Origin of the sequence: Acinetobacter sp. YH12129, assembly GCF_013418685.1 — a bacterium.
GTDB classification, from domain to species: Bacteria; Pseudomonadota; Gammaproteobacteria; order Pseudomonadales; family Moraxellaceae; genus Acinetobacter; species Acinetobacter amyesii.
Map to the genome: position 1 here is coordinate 156,982 of NZ_VPBP01000002.1, position 25,927 is coordinate 182,908.

Annotated in this window: 24 protein-coding genes; 7 read left to right on the forward strand and 17 right to left on the reverse strand. The window is 41.4% G+C overall.

Annotated elements, in window-relative coordinates; genetic code table 11:
• Positions 1 to 364 precede the first annotated feature (364 nt).
• On the forward strand, positions 365 to 877 hold the full coding sequence (locus tag FTU65_RS02085; RefSeq protein WP_078189680.1) for a peptidoglycan amidohydrolase family protein: 513 nt from the start codon (positions 365 to 367) through the stop codon (positions 875 to 877).
• Positions 878 to 898: 21 nt separating this feature from the next.
• Here the strand turns inward: FTU65_RS02085 and FTU65_RS02090 are convergent, their stop codons facing one another.
• The 3 genes from FTU65_RS02090 to lgt form a co-directional block, all read right to left on the reverse strand.
• Entirely contained in the window at positions 899 to 1,267 is a 369-nt protein-coding gene (locus FTU65_RS02090; RefSeq protein WP_180065190.1) for a hypothetical protein, read from the reverse strand.
• Positions 1,268 to 1,660, reverse strand: coding sequence for a hypothetical protein (locus FTU65_RS02095; protein WP_180066298.1), 393 nt, complete (start codon positions 1,658 to 1,660; stop codon positions 1,268 to 1,270).
• 156 nt (positions 1,661 to 1,816) lie between these two features.
• Positions 1,817 to 2,629 carry a prolipoprotein diacylglyceryl transferase gene (lgt, locus tag FTU65_RS02100; protein ID WP_180010199.1) on the reverse strand — a complete coding sequence of 271 codons (813 nt, stop codon included), beginning with the start codon at positions 2,627 to 2,629 and terminating at the stop codon, positions 1,817 to 1,819.
• A gap of 93 nt (positions 2,630 to 2,722) precedes the next feature.
• On the opposite strand from lgt, the gene FTU65_RS02105 reads away from it, so the two are divergent.
• Complete coding sequence (locus FTU65_RS02105) at positions 2,723 to 3,502, forward strand: NRDE family protein (RefSeq protein ID WP_218946139.1); 780 nt, start codon at positions 2,723 to 2,725, stop codon at positions 3,500 to 3,502.
• Between the two features lie 40 nt (positions 3,503 to 3,542).
• Here the strand turns inward: FTU65_RS02105 and FTU65_RS02110 are convergent, their stop codons facing one another.
• The 4 genes from FTU65_RS02110 to tatA all read right to left on the reverse strand — a co-directional run bounded on the left by FTU65_RS02110 (position 3,543) and on the right by tatA (position 7,457).
• Positions 3,543 to 5,759, reverse strand: a complete 2,217-nt coding sequence (locus FTU65_RS02110; protein ID WP_180010200.1) for a PhoX family phosphatase — start codon at positions 5,757 to 5,759, stop codon at positions 3,543 to 3,545.
• A gap of 211 nt (positions 5,760 to 5,970) precedes the next feature.
• Entirely contained in the window at positions 5,971 to 6,750 is a 780-nt protein-coding gene (tatC, locus tag FTU65_RS02115; RefSeq protein ID WP_180010201.1) for a twin-arginine translocase subunit TatC, read from the reverse strand.
• Positions 6,747 to 7,223, reverse strand: a complete 477-nt coding sequence (gene tatB, locus FTU65_RS02120) for a Sec-independent protein translocase protein TatB (protein WP_180010202.1) — start codon at positions 7,221 to 7,223, stop codon at positions 6,747 to 6,749. The genes tatC and tatB overlap by 4 nt, the downstream gene beginning before the upstream one ends.
• Positions 7,224 to 7,235: 12 nt before the next feature.
• Positions 7,236 to 7,457, reverse strand: a complete 222-nt coding sequence (tatA, locus tag FTU65_RS02125) for a Sec-independent protein translocase subunit TatA (RefSeq protein ID WP_180010203.1) — start codon at positions 7,455 to 7,457, stop codon at positions 7,236 to 7,238.
• 141 nt (positions 7,458 to 7,598) lie between these two features.
• Between tatA and FTU65_RS02130 the strand changes: the two genes are divergently transcribed.
• On the forward strand, positions 7,599 to 8,480 hold the full coding sequence (locus FTU65_RS02130) for a permease (RefSeq protein WP_180065188.1): 882 nt from the start codon (positions 7,599 to 7,601) through the stop codon (positions 8,478 to 8,480).
• Positions 8,481 to 8,875: 395 nt separating this feature from the next.
• On the opposite strand, the gene rdgB is transcribed toward FTU65_RS02130, so the two are convergent.
• From rdgB to FTU65_RS02180, 10 genes are all read right to left on the reverse strand, one after another.
• Positions 8,876 to 9,499: an RdgB/HAM1 family non-canonical purine NTP pyrophosphatase gene (gene rdgB / locus FTU65_RS02135; RefSeq protein WP_180066301.1), complete on the reverse strand. Its 624-nt coding sequence runs from the start codon at positions 9,497 to 9,499 to the stop codon at positions 8,876 to 8,878.
• Between the two features lie 76 nt (positions 9,500 to 9,575).
• Complete coding sequence (locus FTU65_RS02140; protein ID WP_180066303.1) at positions 9,576 to 10,016, reverse strand: hypothetical protein; 441 nt, start codon at positions 10,014 to 10,016, stop codon at positions 9,576 to 9,578.
• A 92-nt stretch (positions 10,017 to 10,108) separates the two neighbouring features.
• Positions 10,109 to 10,699 carry a tetratricopeptide repeat protein gene (locus FTU65_RS02145; protein ID WP_078189669.1) on the reverse strand — a complete coding sequence of 197 codons (591 nt, stop codon included), beginning with the start codon at positions 10,697 to 10,699 and terminating at the stop codon, positions 10,109 to 10,111.
• Complete coding sequence (gene metW / locus FTU65_RS02150; RefSeq protein ID WP_067763682.1) at positions 10,696 to 11,289, reverse strand: methionine biosynthesis protein MetW; 594 nt, start codon at positions 11,287 to 11,289, stop codon at positions 10,696 to 10,698. Before metW ends, FTU65_RS02145 begins: the two co-directional genes overlap by 4 nt.
• Complete coding sequence (locus tag FTU65_RS02155) at positions 11,289 to 12,449, reverse strand: homoserine O-acetyltransferase (protein ID WP_168377871.1); 1,161 nt, start codon at positions 12,447 to 12,449, stop codon at positions 11,289 to 11,291. Before FTU65_RS02155 ends, metW begins: the two co-directional genes overlap by 1 nt.
• A 104-nt stretch (positions 12,450 to 12,553) precedes the next feature.
• Positions 12,554 to 14,251 (reverse strand): 2-isopropylmalate synthase, encoded by a 1,698-nt coding sequence (gene leuA, locus FTU65_RS02160; protein WP_111884051.1) that lies wholly within the window; start codon positions 14,249 to 14,251, stop codon positions 12,554 to 12,556.
• A gap of 263 nt (positions 14,252 to 14,514) precedes the next feature.
• Positions 14,515 to 15,621: an alpha-hydroxy acid oxidase gene (locus FTU65_RS02165; protein ID WP_180066326.1), complete on the reverse strand. Its 1,107-nt coding sequence runs from the start codon at positions 15,619 to 15,621 to the stop codon at positions 14,515 to 14,517.
• 33 nt (positions 15,622 to 15,654) lie between these two features.
• On the reverse strand, positions 15,655 to 16,338 hold the full coding sequence (locus FTU65_RS02170) for a Fe2+-dependent dioxygenase (RefSeq protein ID WP_078192711.1): 684 nt from the start codon (positions 16,336 to 16,338) through the stop codon (positions 15,655 to 15,657).
• A 111-nt stretch (positions 16,339 to 16,449) separates the two neighbouring features.
• Complete coding sequence (locus tag FTU65_RS02175; protein ID WP_180010206.1) at positions 16,450 to 18,768, reverse strand: TonB-dependent siderophore receptor; 2,319 nt, start codon at positions 18,766 to 18,768, stop codon at positions 16,450 to 16,452.
• A gap of 301 nt (positions 18,769 to 19,069) precedes the next feature.
• On the reverse strand, positions 19,070 to 21,277 hold the full coding sequence (locus tag FTU65_RS02180; protein WP_180010207.1) for a TonB-dependent receptor domain-containing protein: 2,208 nt from the start codon (positions 21,275 to 21,277) through the stop codon (positions 19,070 to 19,072).
• A gap of 273 nt (positions 21,278 to 21,550) precedes the next feature.
• Here FTU65_RS02180 and tig point away from each other — a divergent pair, with 273 nt between their 5' ends.
• The 4 genes from tig (at position 21,551) to FTU65_RS02200 (ending at position 25,898) form a co-directional block, all read left to right on the forward strand.
• Complete coding sequence (tig, locus tag FTU65_RS02185; protein ID WP_180010208.1) at positions 21,551 to 22,882, forward strand: trigger factor; 1,332 nt, start codon at positions 21,551 to 21,553, stop codon at positions 22,880 to 22,882.
• Between the two features lie 194 nt (positions 22,883 to 23,076).
• Entirely contained in the window at positions 23,077 to 23,682 is a 606-nt protein-coding gene (gene clpP, locus FTU65_RS02190) for an ATP-dependent Clp endopeptidase proteolytic subunit ClpP (RefSeq protein WP_078192707.1), read from the forward strand.
• Positions 23,683 to 23,711: 29 nt separating this feature from the next.
• The gene (gene clpX / locus FTU65_RS02195; RefSeq protein WP_180010209.1) at positions 23,712 to 25,022 is read left to right on the forward strand and encodes an ATP-dependent protease ATP-binding subunit ClpX; all 1,311 of its coding nucleotides are present in this window, start codon (positions 23,712 to 23,714) and stop codon (positions 25,020 to 25,022) included.
• 162 nt (positions 25,023 to 25,184) lie between these two features.
• Positions 25,185 to 25,898: a DUF2846 domain-containing protein gene (locus FTU65_RS02200; protein WP_180007185.1), complete on the forward strand. Its 714-nt coding sequence runs from the start codon at positions 25,185 to 25,187 to the stop codon at positions 25,896 to 25,898.
• The last annotated feature ends 29 nt before the right edge of the window (positions 25,899 to 25,927 follow it).

The following is a 25,927-nucleotide window of genomic DNA, read 5'->3' on the forward strand; positions in this document are numbered from 1 at the left end:
TCAAGTGTTAACGAGACAATATGTCTGTTAAATCAAGAATGAAATTAGAAAACTTAAGCTCTATTGTTTATATATTGAGCGATGTTACATTCGCAGCGTTGAAAAAAATACAGATAAGTTTGATTAAAAAAATACACGTGATTTTTCTCATTTTAAAGAGGTGGTTTTGGGCTGCTATTTTTGATTAAGAGTTTGATATCAAAAATAAATCCAATTGAATTAAAAATAGACGATCGTATTTAAATGTGAAGATTTGTTTAAGAAATCTTACATTTTTTACATGAAAAAACATAATTTACGCGGTACTATCACCCTCGTTAAAATTTTTGAATGCCTAAATACAGGCGGGAGTGTGGGTTAAAGAATGGCTTATGATCACAATGTAAACTTGAGTGAAGTGCATGCTCCAGTTCAGGCAAATATCATAATTCGTTCTCAGGCGAGTAAAAATACGGGCAAGTCCAATACCACTCAAAAAGCAGCGACTAAAAATGTGGTATCCCGCAATGGTCAGCGTATTGATATCGATCGTTTGACTGGATTTTTACAAGGCATTACCCGTCAAAGCAGTACTCAGAAATGTGCCCGCAGTGTTCGTTTAGCACTTGAGTCCGCAGGGGCACGTTTTAACGGTCACCCCGTTGCCGCAGCAGATTGGGGCAGCACATTACAAAAAATTGGTTATCAAAAAATTAATTTAGCGTTTGATCGACCAAAGAAAGGCGATATTTATATTATCGACCGCAATCAAAGTAGCCGTTATGGTCATATCGCAGCATATTCAGGTAAGGACTGGGTATCTGATTATCGTCAAGCGGGTTATGCGGTCTATCGAACTCCAAATGTGAAATACAGCTATTACCGCTTAGCAGATTAAAGCCCATGGCTGCAAAAAAGGTTAGTCTTCAAACCTTTTTGCACGCTGACTGTAGATCGAGACGATAAATAATCCAATTGCAGCAAAGCCCACACATTGCAGCGCTAAAATCCAGCGTTGCTCATTGGGTAGAAAATAAATTAAGCACACTAAACATAAAATTGGCAAAGTAGCCAAAGCGCATTTTAATGACTGAGACAGTGTTCTCAGTTTGTCTTGTCTGAGCTTATAAAGCAGATCAATCATCAAACCAATGGCTAAACTTATGCCCGCAAAGCGGGGATCAAGTTGTTTTTGTTCTGCACATAGAAAAATTAGCACGCAGGTACTGATACAAATGATGAGCTTGATTTGTCGGTTACAGCGCTCAGAGTACCAAAACGTCAGCATTTAAACTTTACCTTCGGATGAAGTTTTCTCGTTTTTATTCAGCAGTGAAATCGGGGAGAGCAGGCAGATCGCCAAAGCCATAAAGCCAATGCCTTGAGCACCCGGAATCAAAATTTCACCCTTATTCATGTTGATAAAAACCAATGCCAACAGCAGTGCAATCGGAATCCACGTCAATAAACGATAGAGCAAACCTGTTGGATTTTTTGCTGCAAAATGAATCTTGCAATAACGACAAATCAGGAAAATGACACCTGTACCCATGAACATGAGAATGGCTTGAAGTGTTAAGGGTTCCATCCAATACAGAGCACCTGTCAGTATGGCCATCGCAATAAAAAACAGGATTTTTTTAAGTACAGAAACGCTGGGGTTAAACCAAAATTCAAGCATGGATCGATAGTTTAAAAATAAGCTGAATAAACTTTAGCACAGATCAGTTGTCTAATTCAGTCACTTCATGTGCAGTAAATGCGTATGAAGGGATAAATTTCAGCGCATAAAAAAGCGAGGCTTAGACCTCGCTTGCTTAAAGACAATTATAAAATATTAATGATTTTTTTGTGGACCCCAGTCATAGATTTTTTTCTGGTAGGCATACCACATCATCCATAGTCCAATCAGAATCATCGGAACCGTCAGGAACTGACCTTTACTCATCCATCCAATGAACAGTTGACCATTGTCCGGCTCACGGAAGAATTCAACGGTGAAGCGTGCGATACCATATCCGATGAGGAACAAAGCTGAAACGGCATAACGTGGACGAGGTTTTGAACTAAACCACCACAGCACGATAAACAGAATTAAACCTTCACAGAGTGCTTGATAGAGTTGCGACGGATGGCGCACCAACTGAAGTGGATCGGTCGGGAAGATCATACCGAAAGCAAAATTAGGGTCAGTCACTGCACGACCATATAGCTCGCCACCAATAAAGTTCCCAATACGACCAAACATTAAGCCTGTTGGAACGCAGGGTGCGATAAAGTCGAGGGTCTGGAACCAAGTCATTTTATATTTCTTGCACCACACTAACATGGCAATCATGACCCCAAGGAAACCGCCATGGAAGCTCATGCCGCCGGTCCAAACTTGGAACAGCCACAGTGGGTTGGCAAGGAATTGATCGAAACCATAAAAGAAGACATAGCCAAAGCGTCCACCAATCACGACACCCAATGCACCGTAGAAAATCAGGTCAGAGACCATTTCTGCGTTCCAGCCGTCACGTTGTTTTGCACGGTAGGTTGCCAAGCCCCATGCAAATAAAAAGGCCAATAAATACATCAGACCATACCAGTGAACTTGTAGTGGCCCCAGTGATATCGCCACAGGGTCGATATTTGGATATGTCAGCATTGCTGTTCCTTGTCATTATGTTTTGCACAGATTTTAGCTGAATGCGCTGAAAAATGTTGTACATTCAATGTGTAAAGATATTGAGAGTTGAATATGTGCATTGTGGCTTTTGCTTGGCAGGTCTTGGATGACATGCCACTCTGCCTGATTTCGAATCGTGATGAGTTTTATCATCGACCGACGGCAGGCCTAAAGCAATGGGTAGATAGTCCGATTATTGCAGGGCAGGACTTACAGTCTGGTGGAACATGGATGGGGATAACCGCTCAAGGGCGTTGGGCGATTGTGACCAATTTTCGTGATGGTCGTGATCAGACCACATATCCCACTTCACGTGGCGCTTTGATTCAGCAATTTTTAGAATCTGAGCAAACGCCCATTCGGTTTGCGCAAGCACTGGAACAAATCCAATGTAATTATGCTGGCTTTAATTTATTCGTTGGCGATGCCACTCAAGCCGTTTATATGAGTAATCGCGGTGAAGCACCACAAGTCTTAGCCAAAGGGGTGTATGTCACATCCAATGGTTTAATGACTGAACATTGGGAAAAGACCCGACATTTACGCAAACGTTTCACTCAAGAATTTTTGCCGATGCTACAAAGCCAGCAACCACAGGCGGATATAGACGCTGCTGCGTGGGATATTTTGGAAGATGAACGTAAAATCATTCCATCATTGTTACCCAATACTGGGATTCAGGCGGAAATGGAACATTTGCTGTCTTCAACCTTTATTCAAAGTCCGGTGTATGGCACCCGCTGTTCAAATTTATTGTGTATGCGGGATTCACAGTGGCATTGGCAGGAAAAACAGCAGCAGGGTGAGCAACAAGGACAGATCACCCAGATACAAGTGCATTTAAAGGTATAAAAAAAGCCGACGATTCGTCGGCTTATTTTTTAAAGGTGTTTTATGCGGTTTTTTGTGTTGGCTGAGCTTGTTCTACCGCTTCGCCAGCAATCACACCACCATCTTTACGGGTGATGACAACGGTTGCAGAACGTGGACGTGAGGTGGCTGCTGCATTGGTTTGTGATGCAGGCCAGTGGCTGGTCGGTTCAGCATAGGATGCTGAATCTTCACCGGGATGTTGCACATTGATAAAAATCGCTTTGTAGTCAGGTGTCATGGTCACACCTGTGATTTCACACTCTTTTGGTCCAGTCAGGAAGCGACGTAAGTTTTCGTCATTCAGTTTTGCCCCCACAATGGTTTCTTGACCCGATGAGGTCGTGGCTTTCGTACCGTCACCGACTTGACCCGGAAGCGCAGCAAGCATCATACAGTTGGTGGTATCGGTATAAGCACCGTCATCGGTTTGAATCCATAACACACCACGTGGGTCGAACCACATCCCATCGGGTGATGACAAGTCATTGTTGTCATTTAAACCAGATAAATTAATGTTGCTCGCCATTTTTGCTTCAGCACCAAACAGGTAGATATCCCAAGTAAAGCTGAGTGCTGTGGTTGTATCACCATCTTCACGGAAACGGATAATATGACCGTTGACGTTGCCTTTACCACCTTCAGGGTCGGTGTAGTTACGTGGGTTGGCAGCATCTAGTGCATGCGTCGTACCACGGTTCGAGTTATTGGTGAGGGTCACATAGACTTCACCATTGTCTGGATGCACAGCGACCCATTCAGGACGGTCCATTTTGGTAGCACCGACAGCATCTGCGGCAAGACGTGCGAAGGTTAGCACATCTGCTTGTGAGCTAAACGGATAAACGCTGTTACTTTGGTTTAAACCATTGACGTTATAGCTCAATTCAATCCATTGACCTTTGCCGTCATTGTTAAATTTGGCAACGTATAACTTACCGTTGTTCATGTATTTGTCACCTGCAGCATAGCCACCGTTGACATCTTTTTTATTCCATTTTTGGTCGGATACAAATTTATAGATGTATTCACCGCGTGAGTCATCACCCATGTAAAATGCAAGATTGTCATCTTCACGTAAGCGACTTGCACGGCAGTCTTCATGTGCAAAGCGACCCAGTGCTGTACGTTTTACGGGGTTTTCACGACGGTCAAATGGGTCGATTTCGACAATCCAACCAAAGGTGTTTGGACCATTACGATAATCTTCTGCTGCCTGAGTACCGGTAACATTCGCTGACCAACGGTCATATAAATCTTGTGACTCATTACTTCCAATCGCCGTTTCCCAACCATAGCGTGAGTTTGCACCCGCTTTTAGGCCATAACGGTTGAGTGCCACAATTTCAGCAGGACTACGTTTGGCATCATCTTCTTTCGCACGAGCGAAGTAACCAATGAAGTTTTCTTCTGTCGTCAGGTAAGTGCCCCAAGGGGTATAACCATTACCACAGTTGTTGTGTGTACCACGGGTTTGTTGACTATTGGCTGAAAACTTCGTGCTGACTAAGCTTGAGCCTGCAACAGGACCTTTAAAGTCCATTACGGTCGATGCGGTAATACGACGGTTAAATGGAGAGTTTTGTACTAGTTTGACGGCTTGAGTCTTGCTGTCTTTTTCAATTTGAATAACAGAAACACCGTGTGCATTGACTTCACGAATGACTTCATCTTCAGGGCGACGGCCTTCCACTTTGGTTGGGCCTTGTGGGTGTAAGAAGGTTGGATTGATGTATTCATGGTTCATCACCAACAAACCTTGGTCTGACTGCTTGGCATCATAGCGTCCAGAGGTGGTATTTAAACCAAAGAAGCTCATACCGTCATGGCAGTCACCAGAGCGGAATTGGAAGCTCGGGCCAGAAGGAACATTGTTATCATCCCATGCTGGGTATGCAGGGTTAATCGAGTCACCCATCGCATATAGCACATGCGCTTGATAGCCTTCAGGAACAGTCACAATATCGTCTAAATTCTTTTTCACTGGTGTGAAATTGAACTTGGTCGGTTTTTGATTTGGATCAGTGACAGGTGGTTTGGTATTGCTATTTGAATCTGAGTCATTGTCATCATTACACCCCGTTAATGAAGATGCCAATGCAAGTGCGACTGCACCACTCGCAGTCTTGGTAATCAAGCTACGACGGCTGATGCGCTGTTCTAAAATGTCACGAAAATGAAGGTTATCCGAAGTGTTGTTATCAAGTTCTTGATCTTCGTTATATGGCATGTTTGTCATGAATTTAAATCCTGGCAAAGGTGTGCTGGGTAAAAGTTGATCACATAAAACTATCGATAAAATATGACAATGCTTTGAAGCTAATGTTGCAAACTGATGAAATAGGCGTTTAGATTTCGCTGCATGAAAATTGCAAAACATTAAATGGGCGCATAAAAAAAGAGGCTATCTCAGCCTCTTAGGTGTAAAACTCACCAAAATTGTCGAAACATTAGTCTACTAAAGTTGTAGATGCACGTCGTTTTTCAATCAGCTTGCCAAAGAATAAACCCAGCTCAAAGAGCATCCACATGGGAATGGCCAGCATGATCATCGAAAGCGCATCGGGTGGCGTGGCAAACATGGCGACAAAAAAACAGCCGACGATAATAAAACGACGCTTCTCCACCAAGGTTTGAGTAGACACCACCCCGATCAAAATCAAAATTAACGTGATGATAGGAATTTCAAAGGTCAGTCCAAACACCAAAAATAGCTTTAAGCAGAAACTTAAATAACTATTGATGTCCGTCATTGGGGCGACCGTTTCAGGGGAAACACTCATAAAAAAATGCAGGATGGATGGCAGGGCAACCCAATAGGCAAAGGCAATACCGGCATAGAAGAGGACGATACTGCCGAATAATAAGGGCATCGCCAAATGCCGCTCTTTTTCATACAGTGCAGGTTTGATGAAGGCCCAAAGTTGATAAATCACGAAGGGCATCGCGAGCATAAGCGCGACAAAGAAATTCAACTTGAACGGCGCCATAAACGTGGCGGTCACATCCGTTGCGATCATGGATGAGGTCATCGGCAACTGCGCACGCAGTGGCTCTGACATCAATTGATAGCTTTGATTGGCAAAGGGTAGTAAACAAAAGAACAGAATCAAAATAAGTCCTGTAATTTTGATCAAATGCCGACGCAAAATCACCAAATGTTTGGTGATCGGCATTTCTTCCAAATCAGGCACAGTGTTCTGTGAATTATTTAGTGAAAGATCTGTCATACGGCCACCTGATATTCTGCTAATACATCGGTCGAACTTAATATAGGAGCTTGATCTGTTTTAATTTCGTGCTTTATTTTCATTTGGGGTGTAACCACGGCAAATATCGTGCTCTGACCACGTTCGATGTACTGATAACGTGGGGATAAATTTTTATTGTCAGGTAGGACTGCTTCTTGTTGTTTTTGCGCAGTCTGTTCTATGGGATGTTGCGTTTGTTGCAATTCATTCATCTGCGCCTGCATACGCGCTTCGAGGTGTTGAATACGTTGCATTTCTTTTTGCATTTCTTCACGAAGTTCGGACATGCGAAGTTCACGGTCAATATCTGTTTGCACGTTACTGATCAGTCGTTTAACTTTCCCGTACCATTTGCCTGCAAAGCGGATACCTTCAGGCAGTTTTTCCGGGCCGAGTACGATCAGCGCAATAATGCTGAACACCAGTAATTCGCTAATACCAATATTAAGCATTATGACAACTCCTTAGCTTTGAACTGAGGAATTGGTTTTATTTTGAGCTTCATGCTCTAGCGTGCGAGGCTCATTAAGCTGTGTGTTTGCTGTGTCTTCATCACGCATCGACTTTTTGAAATCTTTGACCGCGCCGCCGACATCTTTGCCCAAGTTTTTTAGTTTTGATGTACCAAAGAGTAAAATCACCACAATTGCAAAAATCAGTACATGCCAAATCGATAGTCCAGCCATCTTGTTATCCTCTTGTTGGTCTGCACAACATTTCAGCAGTTGTAGATGACAGTGAAGTGACCAAGATGTTGCAGTTTAAAGACAGCCGCGAAGCTTATGTTCAGTGTTACTATGCATAGATTGAGCAGTGAGGGTGGTGTAGTGGCGTTTCTTCTTCCGATATTGGGTTTTTTAAGTGGCCTCGGATTGGCATCATTATCAGGAACATCATCGCTCAAATCGATTTTCTCTAGCTTACTTGCACGCTGTTTTATTCCAGCCGTGATCATCTACAACATGGTGTTCTATCAAGCAGGCAGTTTAGCACTCATGCTCTTTAGCTTTAGTGTTGCCGTGCTGATGTTTTATTTATTTCGCTGGCTGTTAAAAGATAGTTTACGTGCCTTGTGTGTCAGTTATTTGAACTTGGCTTGGCTGGGTTTTCCTTTTGCATTAGCACTGTTTGGCCCTGAAATTAGTGCAGCGATGGTGGCTCTGTATGTCGGTGGCTCTATCTTTGGCAATATGTGGGCCGTGACAGCCGTCAGTTCAGCCCAACTCCCATGGTCGAGCGTGATGCAAAAAGTGGCGATGTCACCGCCTGTATTTGCCTTGATGATTGCAGGCGTCTGTCGAATAGTTGGACTGCAGCATTTAGAAGAACATCAGATCTTAGATTGGCTCTATCAAGCTGCAAAAATTGGAATGAGTTTCACGGGGATGTGTGTCTTAGGCATGTGGCTGCGTCAAACCAAGGTACAATGGCGTGATCTGATTAACAGTAGTCGTATTTATGCGATGAAACTCACCGTTGGCGCGGTGATCTGTAGTTTGAGTTATGCCTTTCTTCCGATTCCCCAGATCGAGAAATATATTGGGGTGATGTTTATGCTGTTCTGCTTACCCCCTGCAGCGAATATTGTGGCTTTAGAAACGCATTATCAAGGAACAGGCACTTCGGCACGTTATATTGCTTCAGGCACGATTATGAGCTGTATCGTCGTCAGTTTTTATGGGTTAATTTTGCATCTTTTTTCGCTTTAAAATGAAAAGTGAATTATAGATGCCCGCAAAGGGCGACTACTTGAGCTGTTTTCGAATCTGCCAATCACGCACGAGGGCGTATATCATTGCGATACCTATCAGGCCTGGAAATCCAACCTGACCTTGCGACAGATTAAGCATGATCGACAGTACGATCAACACTGCAAAAATAGCGTAGGTGGCACGAAAGCCTGAGGTGAGCGGGTAGGTTAGTTGCACATGGCAATGAGGGCAGCTTATTTTTTGAAAACCAAGAAAAGAGCGTGTTGGGATTTCAGTTGAGGTGTGATGACATGCGTTGCATATAATCTGTATCGGTTGAAGTGCCATAATTATTCTATTTTTATTCAGGGATTGGAGTTAATCTTTGGCATTAAGATTAACTCCAATTTAAATTATTTCAAACTTGCTTTAAATAATTTCATCGCTTGACCACGATGGCTAATTTTATTTTTTTCTTCTTTTGATAATTCAGCACTAGAAACATTCAGTTTTGGCAGCCAAAACAGTGGGTCATAGCCAAAGCCATTTTCACCACGTGCTGCTTCCATCACTTCACCGCGCCAAATCCCTTGGAAAATTTGTGGGAGTGGGTCTTCTGCATGTTGGACCAAAGCCAAGACACATACAAACATCCCTTCGATGGCTTCACCCTCTTTACGGAGCGATTTGAGGTCAGCAAGCAACTTGGCATTGTTAGCGGCATCATTGCCATGTTCACCTGCATAGCGCGCAGAGTAAATCCCCGGTGCGCCACCAAGCACAGGTACGCAAATGCCAGAATCATCTGCAATGGCTGGCTTGCCTGAAATTTTCGATGCGTGACGCGCTTTGATAATGGCATTTTCAACAAAGCTTAGGCCGTCTTCGATGGCATCTTCTATGTTCAATTGACCTTGAGGAATCACTTCAACAGGAAGATTAAGCTCGGCAAACATTTTTTCAAATTCTGCAATTTTACCTTTGTTGTTGCTCGCCAGAACCAAAGTGCCTTGAGATAACCAATTAGATGAAGCCATGCAGAATCGCTCTTTATGTTGAATATTGAAAAGTATTTTAACGGATTTAACGTATCTGGTTGAAGTTAAATGTGCTTTAGACTCCTATTACTGTAATACCATCAATTTTGTTGATTTGAATGTTTTTTAAAAATCCAATGACTTGGTTAATCATAGTGATTACTTTAGTTTTATATTTAGGGAATTTCTTCCTAAAATTTTTTGTTCCTTTTTTAAAGAGAAGCTGAACATTATCTTTATAAGTTAAAATTTTTTTTTCATTTAGATAGTTTTTATAATGATTCAGCCTTTCAATAATTGTAGTGATTTTTTCAGGATAAACATAAGTTGGTCCCCAGTGTGACCAAGGGCTTTCATGTTCAAAGAAGAATTTTTCGATAAGTGAAAAAGCGAGTTCATCAATAACGATAGAGTTTTGCAAGTTTGGATTTTGATCAAGGTTAAAAGGAATAATCTGTATGTTTAATCCAGAATAATATCCACTTGAATATTGAATGACTTCAAAATTTATTTTCATGTATTGCCCTTATAATTTTAAAAATATGGGTTGTTTTAGAAGTATATATTTAATAAAAAAGCACCCGAAGGTGCTTTTTAAGATTCAAAAACTTATTGTGCTTGAATCCATTTGTCCGCACGGTCACGTGCTTGACGGATTTGGTCTTGGCTTAAGTTCGCTGCTAAAGCGGTTTTTTTGCCTTCAGACAAGCTAATCACTTTGTTGTCGAGCATGCCATCACGGGTAGAAAGCTCATACCATTGGTATGCACCCATGTAGTTTTTCTTTTGCTCTTCCATCATGGCTAAGTTAAAGCTTGCGCGGTTATCACCACGGCTGGCTGCTTTTTCGAAATATTGACGAGCAAGCGCTTCATCTTTTTTAGTCCCAATGCCATCAGCGAGCATACGACCCACATTGAGCTGAGCTGCAGATAAACCTTGATCGGCAGCAGCTTTGTACCATGCAAAAGCTTGACGTTCATCTTTTGCAACGTCTTTACCTTGTTGATATTTAGTGCCTAAGTAAAACTGAGCACCAGGCTGACCTGCTTTAGCAGCTTTACTTAAGCTGTGAATATCCATAATTGAATATTGTGCAGCTTGGCTAGAAACTGAAGATGATGGAGCAACATAATCCGCATGGGCTTGTATGCTAAAAAGTCCAATCAGTAGCGTCGTGCTTAATAATAATTTTTTCATAGAGCGCTCACTCGATAAATTGCGACTTCACCAAATAGATTTGGGAGACGTTTACTCAGTAAACTATCTTGTTGATCCCCATTCACGGCAAGTCGGTTAATAATCCGGATGTTATTTTCAGCACACAGCGCTTCAAAATCACGGAAAGTACATAAATGAATATTGGGCGTGTTATACCACATATAGGGTAACGCGTCTGAAACAGGCATCATTCCTTTTAATGCAAGGAAAGAACGAGTCTTCCAATGTGCAAAGTTTGGAAAGGTGATAATGGCCTGTTTCCCCACACGCACCATGTCTCTTAAAAGAACGTCTGGTGCATCTACAGCTTGCAAGGCTTGTGCCATAACCACATAGTCAAAAGACTGGTCGGCAAAGCGACTTAAACCTAAGTTCAAGTCCTGTTGGATGATATTTAACCCGCGACTGACCGCAATTGCAATCTTTTCTTGATCAATTTCTAAGCCATATGCACGAATATTGTGCTTTTTGCTCATATGTGCAAGCAGTTCACCGTCACCACACCCTAAATCGAGTACGCTTGAATCTGGTTTAATCCAACGTTCAGCCAGTTGATGATCAATACGCATTAGTTGGTCTCCTTCGGTGTTTCTTGCAGGTGTTTTACACCGCCTAGGAATGCACGTAAGCTTTTCACATATAACGGAATCGGGAACAAGAAAGAGTCATGACCTTGTTCAGCATCAATATCCACATAGCTCACAGGCTTATGATTACTAATTAATGCATCTACAATTTCTTGCGAACGAGCAGGGGTAAAACGCCAGTCCGTTGTAAATGAAACAACTAAAAATTGACACTTGGTTTTAGACATCGCGGTTTTTAATGATTGCTCATATTCACGTGATGGATCGAAATAATCTAAAGCCTTGGTCATGATCAAATAGGTATTGGCATCAAAGTTACGGCTAAATTGCTCACCTTGATAACGCAAATAACTTTCGACTTGGAATTCGACGTCAAAGCCATACATAAATTTACCTGACTTTAAGTCACGGCCAAATTTTTGTTTCATGGCTTCTTCAGAGAGGTAAGTGATATGACCCACCATACGGGCCAAGATCAAACCACGCTTAGGATAACTGTCATTTTCTAAATAGCGACCATCATGGAAATCAGGGTCAGACAAAATCGACTGACGCGCCACTTCGTTAAAGGCAATGTTTTGCGCAGACAGTTTTGGTGTACTGGCAATAATCACGCACTTTTGTAAACGATCTGGATAGTCCACAGACCATTGTAGAGCTTGCATACCGCCTAAAGAGCCGCCAATCACCGCATACCACTGCTGAATCTCTAAACGATCAGACAACATGGCTTGGGTTTTGACCCAGTCACGGACAGTCACTAATGGGAAATCAGGACCATAAGGGCGATTGTCATTTTCAGGATTTGGAGAGGTCGGTCCAGTAGAACCGCTACAGCCGCCAATATTATTTAGTGCTACGACAAAGAATTTTGACGTATCAATAGCTTTGCCTGGTCCAATACATGCATCCCACCAACCCGGCTTACGGTCATCTTCATGATGATAACCTGCAGCATGGTGATGGCCTGACAGTGCATGACAAATCAAAATTGCATTGGATTTGTCTGCATTCAGTTCGCCATAAGTTTCAACCATGAGCTCAAAACGTGGGAGTATGCGATCGCATTCGAGCTCTAACGGCTCTTCAAAAATAAACTTTTGTGGGGTAACTAAGCCCACTGAGTCAGCTGGAAAAGACACAGGAATAATTCGCCTTAAATCTTTAGTATGAATAATAAAAGGATACCACTTGAGGGTATCCTTCTAAAGTCATTTTATTGCTATTTGATATTTATAGCATTGAATTAGACTGCAGCAGCAATCACTTGTTCAGTACTTAAAACACCTTGTTCAATTAAACGGTTAGTGCTGGCAATAATCGCCTCGATAGATGCAGTCACGATGTTGTCATGCACACCTGCGCCGAATGCAGACTTACCTGTACCTTTCACTTGAAGCTCAATTAAAGCCAAGGCTTTAGCATGTGCGCCTGAACTGATGCTACGTTCTTCATAGTTCAAGACATCAATCGGTAACTGCAAGGCATTTAAGATAGCAGAGATTGGGCCGTTGCCTTCACCGCGTAATTGCTGGATCTCACCGTTCACTTCGACATCAAGCTCAATGACTTGTTTGCCATTTTCATCATGTAAGCGGTAGTTTTTCGCCGCATAATGCGTGTCTTTGGCAGCCACATACGTGTCTTTAAATAAAGACCAGATTGCTTGCGCAGAAATCTCGGTACCGTCTTCATCTGTTTTTTGCTGTACGATTTGCGAGAACTCAATTTGAATACGACGAGGCAACACCACGTTGTAATTTGATTCTAACAAGTACGCAATACCGCCTTTACCAGACTGTGAGTTGACACGAATCACGGCATCATAGTCGCGGCCCAAGTCTTTCGGGTCGATTGGCAAATAAGGCATATCCCACATTTCTTCGTTCTTTTGGAACTCGAAACCTTTTTTAATGGCATCTTGGTGTGAGCCAGAGAACGCGGTGAAGACCAAATCACCAGCATACGGATGACGAGGGTGTACCGGCAAGCCTGTGCATTCTTCAATGATTGAAATGATTTCGTTAATGTTTGAGAAATCTAAGTTTGGCGCAACACCTTGGGTATACATGTTCAATGCAATCGCTGCAACGTCCACGTTACCTGTACGTTCACCGTTACCAAACACACAACCTTCGACGCGGTCAGCACCAGCCATAATGGCCAACTCAGAAGCGGCAATACCACAGCCACGGTCGTTATGACAGTGCACAGAAATAATCACACCGTCACGGCGTTGAATGTTACGGTGCATCCATTCCACTTGGTCTGCATAGACGTTCGGACCTGAAACTTCAACCGTTGCAGGCAAGTTTAAAATCACTTTGTTCTCTGGAGATGCTTCCCAAATTTCAGTGACCGCATCACAGACATCTTTAGCAACTTCTAATTCTGTTGCAGTAAAACACTCTGGACTGTATTGGAATACAAATTCAGTTTCAGGCTGTTTTGCAGCGTATTCTTTGACTTTCGTTGCGGCATTAATCGCTAATTGTTTTGCACCAGCAACGTCAACATTCAACACTTTATTGCGGAATGTTGGCGAGTTTGAGTTGTAGATATGCACGATGGCACGTTTTGCACCTTGTAATGATTCAAATGTACGTTGAATCAAATGATCACGTGCTTGAACCAAAACTTCGATGTACACATCATCAGGAATATGACCGCCTTCGATCAACAAACGCGTGAAATCAAAGTCGATTTGTGATGCAGAAGGGAAGCCGATTTCAATGTGTTTGAAACCAATTTTCACAAGCATTTGGAACATTTTGAACTTTTGTTCAATGTTCATTGGCTCGAAGATCGCTTGGTTACCGTCACGAAGGTCGGTACTCATCCAGATCGGCGCTTTATTGATTTCGTTATTTGGCCATTGACGGTCTGGTAAGTCTACACGTTGGTACATGCGACGGTATTTTTTGCTTGGATCTGCCAACATCATGTGAAAACTCCTTATAGCACCGTGGATAAATGTCGTGGATAAACGGCAAGGTACTACTTATATAGATTGTGTCTATTCTAACAATTTACAAGTTTAATTTCGGAGTCTTTAGTCGAAAGTCGAAATAAATCTGTAAAGATTCACATGACTTAGCTTTACCGTAAGCTCGTAAATGTATAACTAAATATTAGTCCATATATTCCGGAAATAATTTCCTATTTTTGCGTCAAGATGCCATTACTGGAAAATATTTTTCTATAAAATTAGCTTTTTTGAAAAATATAATCTTTATTGATCTCATCGACGGTGGCTGTTCCCATCAATGCCATCGTAATCTCAAATTCTTCTTTCAGTATTTTGAGTACATGGGCAACACCTAAAGCGCCCGCTGTAGCTAAACCATAAATGCAAGGACGTCCAACTAATACGGCAGATGCACCCAAGGCTATCGCTTTAAACACATCTGAACCACGACGAATACCACCATCATATAAAACTGGAAAATCCGTAGGCACAACTTTTTTAATCAGTTCTAAGGCGGTGAGAGGGGAAATGCAACCGTCCAGTACGCGCCCACCATGATTCGACACAATAATGCCTTGTACACCGTGTTGCAGGGCAAGTTCAGCATCATGTGGACTGACAATGCCCTTTAAAATAATCGGTAATGAGGTGTTTTGACTGAGCCAAAGGATATCCGCCCATGTTGGTGCGATTTTCATCAGACCGTTAAATACGGGATGGTCGCCATCATTGAGCTCAGGCAATGGGATATGTGCAGGGGTATGCGGATGTTGCATGCCTTCAGGCAAATGGAAAAACACTCGACGTTCACGGTCACGAATCCCTGTATGCGGGGAATCAATGGTTATTACAATTGCTGTATAGGCATGTTCTTCTGCCATCTTGACCAGCGATAATGACTTTTCGCGCTCACCTTGCCAATACAATTGGAACCATTTGTAAGGATTGTCCTGCTTTAACTCACGCATATCTGTATTGGTAAACGTACTGAGGATCATATTGCTGCCAAGGACTTCGGCAGCGAGGGCTGTTGCAGCTTCAGCATCAGGATGAAATTGTTGTTGGTGACCAATGGGTGCTACAAAAATAGGATGCGGGAAACGTTGCCCTAAGATTTCGATTTGGGTATGACCTTGGGTTAGATCTTTCAGCATACGTGGTAGCAGTTGTATCTGTTCAAACTGAGACAAATTGCCACGGACACTGTGTTCATCCATCGAGCCGCCTTGCAAGTACTGCCACACCATGTTGGAAAGGTGTTTTTCAGCCTCGACTTCATAATCTGCAATGGTTTGCAAATGAGCTGGAATCTGAGTGAGTGGCGCTAAAATGTTGTGATCAGTCATTGTCAGTTTGTCCATGTCTATTGACCTTGAGCTTTAAATTTCGGCCCATTTGCGGATAAGGTTGTGATACAGACTAGTCAACTTGACGACTTCACTATGTGCATCACCCAATTGCATACGCAAATTTTGAATGCTTTGATCGAGATTAAATAACATGTGACGCTCAGCATCTTCACGGATCATACTTTGCAACCAAAAAAATGATGCAATACGACAGCCTGCAGTCACAGGAGTAACTTCATGCACACTGGTAGATGGATACAAAATCAAATCTCCGGCAGGCAATTTCACTTCGTGGTAGCCATAGGTGTCTTCTACCACAAGTTCACCGCCTTCATATTCTTCGGGTTCACTTAGAAAAATCGTGCAGGACAAATCGGTACGAATTTTTTGATTGCTGTCGGGCATCCAGCGAATGGCATTGTCGACATGGAAACCAAACGTTTCACCATTTTCATAGCGGTTAAAATAGGGCGGCAAAATATTGAGGGGGAGAGCCGCTGATGTAAAAAGCGCGTGTTGTGACAATTCATGCAGAATAATGTCACCTAAATGCTGTGTTAATGGATGGTCTATATCTAGCTGTTGGTTGTTTTTTACATTTTTAGACAGTGAGCCCGTAGTTTTTTGACCATTAATCCATTCTACTTTTTGCATTTCTGTGCGGAAGTAGTTGACCTGTTCTTTACTCAATACATTTGGGATATGGTGAATCACGGCCTAACCCTTTGGAACTGTAATATTAATGTTTTGATCATATACAAAAATAGCCTCGAAGCGAGGCTATTTGAGTCAATACCATAAATTATTTATGGTATTTATTTTTTCTTAGTATTTGAAGTTTACAGACAGAACTGCGTTGCGACCTTCTGCTTCAGTGGCATAGTGAGATGCGTAGGCTTTAGTGAAATAACGTTTGTCAGAAAGGTTATTTACATTCAACTGTAAATCCACATTTTTGTTAACGGTATAACGCGCCATAGCATCGTAGCGTACGTAGCTTGGAACCCATTTCGTATTGGTAGCATTACCAAATACTTTATCCATGTAGGTAGCGCCACCACCGATTGTGAACTGTGGAAGGACTTGGTAAGTTGTCCAAAGTGTCGCGCTATTTTTCGCCACGTTTTGAACTTGATTGCCATCATTAGTCGCCGTACCATCATCGACTATTTCGCTATCTAAATAGGTATAACCAGCAGCAATAGCCCATTTATCAGTAATATTACCATTAGCGCCAAGTTCAATACCGTCTACACGAGTTTCACCGATATTACGAGTAAAGCCATCTGTATCTGTTGCACGAGTATTTTCTTTTTCTGTACGGAAAATTGCGGCAGTTAGATTTAAACGATTATTAAGGACATCCCACTTAGTTCCTAACTCGTAAGTTTTTATTTCTTCCGGTTTTAGGTTGTTCATTGCACGAGCTTGTTCTTCAGTCGTATTACGGCCTGGTGCACCAATACCTTCTGAACCATCACCAGCATCTACACCAACTGGGTTTGCTGAAGTTGCATAGCTCGCATAAATAGAGCCATTTTCAACAGGTTTAAATGTTAAACCAGCTTGATAGTTGAAGAAGTCTGAATCACTGTTTAGTTTAAGCTTATCACCAACTTGAGCCGTTGGTAGTACCGGTGGATTTGCTGTTGGGTTGCCTAATACAGCACTATTACGAGCACCATAAGTCATGGTCGAGTCAGTTTCAAATTTATCCCAACGTACACCTAAGTCAAGTAACCATTGAGGGTTGAATTCGATATTATCAAGAAAATAAACTGAGGTCGATTTTGATTTAATATTGTATAAATCTGCGCCATCCGTGCTAATACTGCCTGTCCATGGCCCACGATTCGGGTTTTGAACAGACGTACACCAGCCTGCAGGAGCTGTAGACGGACACGTTTGGCTTGCACTACCTGTTGCGTTGTCTCCATTAATAATATATTGGGTGCGATCCGTTTCTTGATCTGAGTATTCAGCGCCTAAGTTAAAGCTATGTAACAGAGAACCGGTATTAAATTTCCCTGTCAAAGCCAACTGGTCGGTAAAGGTTTCAGTATCGGCGATACGTGAGTTTACACGCGCCCAAACATTACCTGTCAAGGTACCAGTAGTTTTATCGTAGATGTTGCCTTTCGAGTCATCTGGGTTTGTCCACAGGTAATCATTTTTAGACTTGTTATAAACAGTAGTATTACTAATCGTTAGATTGTCAGTGAGGTCATGTTCTAACTTAATCGTACCGACTTGGTTTTCCTGTTTTTGGAAATCACGATCTTTCCAGCCGTAGTAGATGCCTTGTTTGACATCAATCGGTTTTCCTGAATATTGCGAATATCCAGTTGGATTGCTGTATGGCACACCAGAGTCAGGTGTATCGTCAGATTTTAAGTAGTAATAACCTAAAGTCGCGCGAGTAGGGGTATCTAAACCAAAAGTAATGCTTGGCGCGATTCCGGCACGTGCATATTCAGCACCATCTGCTTGACCCGCTTTTTCATTTTTATGCCCCATGACCGCAACACGTGCAGCAACGCCATTACCAAAGTCTTTGTTACTGTCTAGTGTGATACGTTGATAATTGTCTGTACCTGCACCAACTGAACCTTCTAAAAAGTCACCTTTTTTCGCAACCTTAGAAATCATGTTGATACTGCCGCCAGTTGTACCTGCACCACCCATGGCAGAAGCAGAACCTTTGGTCACTTCAACCTGTTCAACCGCAAACATTTCACGGTTTTGTGAAGTTGAGTTGCGCACACCATCGACATACATCGAGCTTTCAGTGTTATAGCCACGGATAAATGGACGGTCACCATTTGGGTTACCACCTTCACCAGCACCTAAAGTAATGCCTGGTACCGTACGTAAAGCATCACTTAAAGTTGTGACTTGAGTATCTTCGATCAGTTGTTTCGAAATAACTGAAACTGATTTTGGTGTATCAAGGAGCGGGGCAACAAATTTTGAACTTGCTGATATATCAACTTTAAAGCTCGGTGCTTTTTCAGCAGCAACTTCTTGGCTAATGGTTGGAAGTTGAGTGACTTGATCTTGTGCGATTGCATTTACAGCAATAACAGAAAGTGACGAAGCAATTGCTGAAGAAACAATTTTCTTACGTGTTTTGATGAAGGCCATTTCAAACCTGATTTGGAATAATGAATTTGTATGCGAATAATAATGATTCTTATTTGTTCTTTCATCTTTATACGATTGTAAATCACGATGAATAATTAAAATGTGATAGTAGTATTTAATGTAATGATATAACAAACTAAAATTAAGCTAATGTTTTTATTGAATATTGAAAAAATAAGTTATTTTTATTTGTTTAATTGAGATTATAAATATAGACATGATTGTGAATTAAATAAGAATAAATCGTAAATTGTTGATGTAAAAAAACCTGCCGAAGCAGGTTTTTTTTATAAAGTGTTATTTAGAATTTAAAGGTTGTACTTAATTGCACACGGCGACCTTCTTGGGTGTTGCTGTAAATATTATATGCACTACCATTTATAACTTCATACTTATTAAAGTCTTTGTCAAAGATATTATAAAGAGCTACGCCAACATCCCATTTATCATTAACTGCATAATTTGTACCTAAATGCACTAAGCCATAAGCTTCGTAGTCACCTAGGGCATTATAAACGGTCAAATCATCACCCGTTAAATTTGTGGTTTTGAAACGAGAGCGCTCAGTACGATATTCACCACGAAGCCATAAGTCTGCATTGTCTGCCACATTCCACTTTAAAGTAGCATTGAACATATGTTCAGGCGTGTCTTGTAACTTTTTACCTTTGTCTTTGCCTTTAGTTACTTCTGTTTCTGTCCAAGTGTAATTAAAGTTTAATTTCCAATCTTCGGCAAAGCCCCAGTTAATACCTAACTCTGTACCATAAATTTCGACTTCATCGACATTGTCTGGACGAGTAACTGTAAATGCACGATCACTTGATTGGTTCAGCCACTGCCAAGGTGTTCCGAGGCCAGTCAAATAGTCAGCACAGGCTTGGTTGACTAAACACTCTCCTGGTTTTCCACCCGTATTTACAGATGTATCTGTAATTGCACCGCTCACAATTTTGTCTTGAACCGTGCTTAAAAAGCCAGTTAAGTTAATATTTAAATTATTGTTCGGTGTGAAATATACGCCAAGTTCAAAATTATCACTTGTTTCAGGTTTTAGATTTTGATTACCAAAAATAGGCAGAGCGCCTTGGCGGCCAACATTAACAACCCCATTTGTTAATTGTTCTAGACGAGGAGCTTTATAGCCTTCCGAATATCCACCTTTAACCGTCCATGTATCATTAACATTCCATACTGCATAAGCACGTGGGGTAATGAAATCACCAAATGTGTCGTGGTCGTCATAACGTAAACCAAGTGTCAGTGCTAAGTTTGGTAACACATTCCAGGTATCTTCAGCAAATAAACCAATCTGTGTAAAACTTACTTCAGGTTTTGCAGCACGTAATCCATCTGAAACACTGGCATCCCACCATTGTCCCCCAAGCGTTAAACGATGGTTCTCAATTGCATTGACCGATAATTTTGTATCAAAAATCGTATCTTCACTCTCAATTGTTCGTGGAGTTTTTGTGGTTAAATCACCGTTTTGCATACGAGATGGGATAAGGCGGCCGACAGTTTCACTTTCATTTCGAGTCAAACTACTGTCTAAATCACCAATATTTGTACGCCATTGATGGGCAACAACATACTTGTCTCGATTAAACTCCATTTCGTCATCATAACCACCCGCTGGACCGACTGTACCCAATTGGAAGCCGGTAGAGTTTTTAGGGTTTTTATACGATTGACGGTGTGATTCTACATCGAGAGATAAATCATGATTCTCTGTTGGGGTTAAAGTTAAGCGAGCACCCAATGTATCAAGTTTGCCTTCAGATGGATTATTTCCGGTACCTAGAGCAGATTGGTCAATGTCACGTGTAACATTTGATTCATCACGCTCCCAATGCTTGGCACGAATTTGCAAACCTAGCAGATCTTGTACGATTGGTCCTGTAGCGTAAAGGTCGACACTGCGTTGATTACCGAAGTCTGAACTTTTTGGAAGAATAGAGCCTTCTAAACTAATTGAACCTGTCCATTCATGTGATACTTTTTTGGTAATAATATTAACGACACCACCCATCGCATCTGAACCATAAAGCGTAGAGGCAGGGCCATGAATGATTTCAATACGCTCAATTGCAGAAAGTGGAGGGATAAAATTATTCTTCGTTTCTCCAAAACCATTTGGAGTAATGTCACCAGTACTATTTTGACGACGACCATCAATCAAAACTAGCGTATATTCAGAGGGTAAACCGCGGATACTAATATCTAATCCACCCGTTTTTCCCGCTGTAGGGCTAATATCAACACCCTCTACATCACTTAACGCATCAGCAAGAGATGTAATGCGTTTTGTTTTGAAATCTTCTTTAGTTAATACCGTAATTGATGCCGGAGCATCTGTTACTTTTTGTTCATAACCAGCCGCAGAAACAACAATGGTCTCCATCTGTTGAGCTTGAGATTCAGTCGTTTCAGCATGTGCGAAACTCGTAGTAGTTACAATTGCCCCAAATAAAGCAGCGGAAAGAGGGTTGAGATTAAATTTACTCATAAAAGAATTCCAAATATGGACGAGATAAATATATGAAAATAAATTAAAAAAAATATCATTAAGAATAATAGTGAGAAAGTTTCTCATTTTCAACAATTAATTAAAAAATAATCAATATTTCTTCGAAAAAAGCTGAAAAATTCTAAAAATAAGAAGGGCATCCATGCCTGAATTTATAGTGTTATAATCCATTTTTGTATATCTTTAATTGTTGTCATATAATGTGGCACTTTTTTTTAAAACTGTTTTAACTAACAAATTATCGAGGAAGCCATGCAAGTAACTTCTGAAGCGGTTTCGGGCGTTGCCCGTCGTTTAAATGTATCTGTACCGACGAGCCGTATTAACGAGCAGTTTGAAGCTCGCTTGAAACGCACTGCCAAAACTGTGAAGATCAACGGCTTCCGTCCAGGTAAAGTACCTGTAAACGTTGTTCGTCGTGAATACGGTGCTGGTATCTATCAAGAAGTTGTAAACGACATCATTCGTGACACAGTATTCGAAGCGATCCAACAAGAAAAAATCAATGCTGTTGGTATGCCAAACATTGAAAAAACTGAAATGAAAGATGATGCTTTAGTTTATGAAGCAACTGTAGAAGTTTATCCAGAAGTTGAAGTTAAGTTCGAAGGTCTAGAAGTTGAACGTAAAACAACTTCAGTTGACGACAAAGACGTTGAGAAGATGATTGAAAATCTTCAAAAACAACGCGCTTCATGGGTTGAAACTAAAGGCATGGCTAAAAAAGACATGCAAGTAACTTTCGACTTTGAAGGTACTGTTGATGGCGAGAAGTTTGAAGGCGGCGCTGCTGAAGACTTTAAACTCGTTCTTGGTTCTGGTCGTATGATCCCTGGCTTCGAAGACGGTATCGTTGGTATGAAGAAAGGCGAAGAGAAAGTTATCGATGTAACTTTCCCTGAAGACTACCAAGCTGAAAACCTTGCTGGTAAAGCTGCTCAATTCAAAATCACTGTTAAGCTTGTTGAAAAACAAAAACTTCCAGAAGTTGATGCTGAATTCTTAAAAATCTTCGGTCTAACTGAAGAAGAAGGCGTTGAAAAGCTGAAAGCTGACGTGCGTAAAAACATGGAACGTGAAGTGAAAAACGGTCTTCGTAACCAAGTGAAAGGTGCAACTTTTGATGCGCTTGTAGCTGCAAACGAAGTAGAACTTCCAGAAGCAATGGTTGCTCAAGAAATTGACCGTCAACGTCAACAAATGATCCAACAATTCACTCAACAGTTTGGTGCTCAAGGCGCTAAAGCGTTTGATTCAAGCATGCTTCCAGATGACCTATTCAAAGAGCAAGCTGAAAAATCAGTTAAACTTGGCGTATTAGTCAGCAAAGTATTAGCTGAAGCTAAACTTGAAGTTGATGCTGCACGTGTTGATGCTTACATCGAAGACATGGCTTCTTCTTACGAAGATCCTAAAGAAGTAATTGAATACTTCAACAACGATAAACAGCAACGTGCTCAAATCGAAGCTGTTATTCTAGAAGACCAAGTTGTAGATCACATCTTAGCTTCTGCTAAAGTAACGGATACAACTGTGAGCTATGAAGACTTATTGAAAGAGCAACAAGCTCGTCAACAAGGCTAATTTCTAGCTTTCAAAAAAAGGCGCATTAAGCGCCTTTTTTTATCGAAATTTGCCCCCAAATAAGTTGTCCTGATTTCACAATGCTTATGAAAAAAATATCTGTTATTTAATTGGGAATCTTTTGCAATTTCGACAAATATCCCTCATATTGTGAATTATGGGTTGAGTCAGAAAAATTTAGGAATAAATAACGTATGTATGTTCCAACAATTGAAAACGCACTAGTACCAATGGTGGTAGAACAGTCATCTCGTGGCGAGCGTTCTTTTGATATTTATTCACGCCTTTTGCGTGAACGTGTGATTTTTTTAACCGGTGAAGTTGAAGACAACATGGCAAATTTGATTGTTGCCCAAATGTTGTTCTTAGAAGCAGAAAACCCAGATAAAGATATTCATTTATATATCAACTCACCAGGTGGTTCGGTTACTGCAGGTATGGCAATTTACGATACCATGCAATTTATTAAACCTGATGTTGTGACTTACTGCATGGGGCAAGCAGCATCGATGGGTGCATTCCTGCTTAACGCCGGTGCTAAAGGCAAACGTTACTGTCTTGAAAATGCCCGTGTCATGATTCACCAACCACTCGGTGGTTTCCGAGGTCAGGCATCTGATATTGAAATTCATGCACGTGAAATTCTATTCATCAAAGAACGTTTAAATCGTTTAATGGCAGAGCATAGTGGTCAAGACTACGAAACTGTTGCTCGAGATACTGACCGTGACAATTTTATGACAGCGCAAGCTGCGAAAGAATACGGTCTTGTGGACGAAGTTTTATCTAAACGCCCATAAGTTTTAAAGAATTAATTATTGGAGTGAATATGTCCGAACATCCTCAAGGACAAAAGCATTGTTCATTTTGCGGTAAAACGCAGTCTGAAGTCGGGAAACTGATTGCAGGTGAGGACGCGTACATCTGTAATGAGTGTGTGGACGTATGTCTTGACCTAGTTCAGACCAGTCAGCAAGTTGAATCAAATGACTGGGCAACTCGTCCTTTACCAAAACCGCATGAAATCCGTGCTGCGCTTGACCAATATGTGATTGGGCAAGATGTTGCGAAAAAGACCCTCTCTGTTGCGGTATACAACCATTATAAACGCCTAAAAATTGGCACCAGTGGTAAAAAACCAGAAGACGGTGTAGAGATTTCGAAAAGTAACATTATGTTGGTTGGACCAACAGGTTCAGGTAAAACGCTGCTTGCTCAGACACTTGCGCGTCTTTTAGATGTGCCATTTGCGATGGCAGATGCAACGACTTTAACTGAAGCTGGTTATGTGGGTGAAGACGTTGAGAACATTGTTCAAAAACTCCTTCAAAAAGCCGATTACGATGTAGAAAAAGCGCAAAAAGGCATTATCTATATCGATGAAATCGACAAAATTACCCGTAAGTCTGAAAACCCATCGATTACTCGTGATGTATCGGGTGAGGGTGTTCAGCAAGCATTATTGAAAATGATCGAAGGTACGGTTGCGTCGATTCCGCCTCAAGGTGGTCGTAAGCATCCGCAGCAAGAATTTATTCAAATTGATACTTCAAATATCCTATTTATCTGTGGTGGTGCATTCTCTGGCCTAGAGAAAATCGTACAGCAGCGTCAGGAAAAAGGCGGTATTGGCTTTACGGCTGAGGTCCGTAAGAAAGATGAAACTAAAAAATTATCTGACTTATTCCGCCAAGTTGAAGCGACAGATTTGGTTAAATTCGGTCTGATTCCTGAATTTATTGGTCGTTTACCTGTGATTGCTACCTTGGAAGAACTGGACGAAGAAGCATTGATGCAGATTCTGACAGAACCGAAAAATGCATTGACACGTCAATACCAATATTTATTTGAAATGGAAAATGTTGACCTCGTATTTGAAGACTCAGCATTGCGTGCCGTGGCTAAAAAAGCCCTTGACCGTAATACGGGCGCGCGTGGTCTGCGTTCGATTTTAGAAAATTCATTGCTTGAAACGATGTATGACTTACCAAGTCGTTCAGATGTGGGTACGGTTGTCGTCAATGAAGCTGTGATTAATGGTGAAGCGGAACCTGAATTTAAATCAGAACGTCAACCAAAGAAAACTGAAGAAGCTGCACCGAAGTCAGATTTAAAAGTTGTAAACTCTAAATCTGCTTAAGCGCTATTCGTCTGAAACGTGTGTAAATCCAAGATTTGCACACGTTTTTTATTTCCAAAAATAAAAGCAGAATGTTAATCTCAGCAGGATGGCGTGGATGCCTGAATGTAAAAAACTGAAAACAAAAGTGTAAAATAAAAAAAGACGCAGTGAGGGATAATCATGCGTGGAGTTGCAATTCTACTTTTAAGCAGTGTAGCGCTGCTGGGTTGTCATGGAAAATCAGCCGTTGAGCAAACGTCATTGGCTTCAACATTAAAGCCCGTGGATCCTGAAAGTACACCGGGCCATATTGAGCAATATCGATTGGGTATGTTTACCATTGGTGGTTGGGTCAATCAGAAACAAGGCCGACATTTTCAAGAAGTGAAAGCTCAGCATGATCAAGCAGCGATTGTGTATTTATATCGTCCAGACAGTAAGTGGAATCGTCAAGAAATTGTGGCCAGCAGCTTATTTCTGAACAGTGAGCGTATTCCAAGTTTATTGAATAATCATTATTACTGGGTGGAGTTACCTGCGGGGAATTACCGCTTATCATCGAGTCGCCCTTTGGGGGTGAATCATTTTCAAAAACCTAAATATTTAGACTTTGATGTTGAAGCAGGTCAAACTTACTTCATTAAATATGATGAAGAGAATTTATCCAGTAAAAGAACGGTTTCAGGGCCATTGCTGCTCATGCCTGAAAAAATTGGTCGAAATGAAATCGCATTTACAGAGTTGAAATCCAACAGTTTTAACTTTGTGGCAGAAGATCAAAACACTGGAAAAGTGCGGAAAAGTGCGCAGAAGTTGAAAGCACCTCATTATGATCCTGCGGAAGATGTGCAGTTGACCAAGCCTTTTAAACTGTGGAATCCATTAACTTGGTAATGTAATTAGCTCGTGTTTTTGAGTGTGTG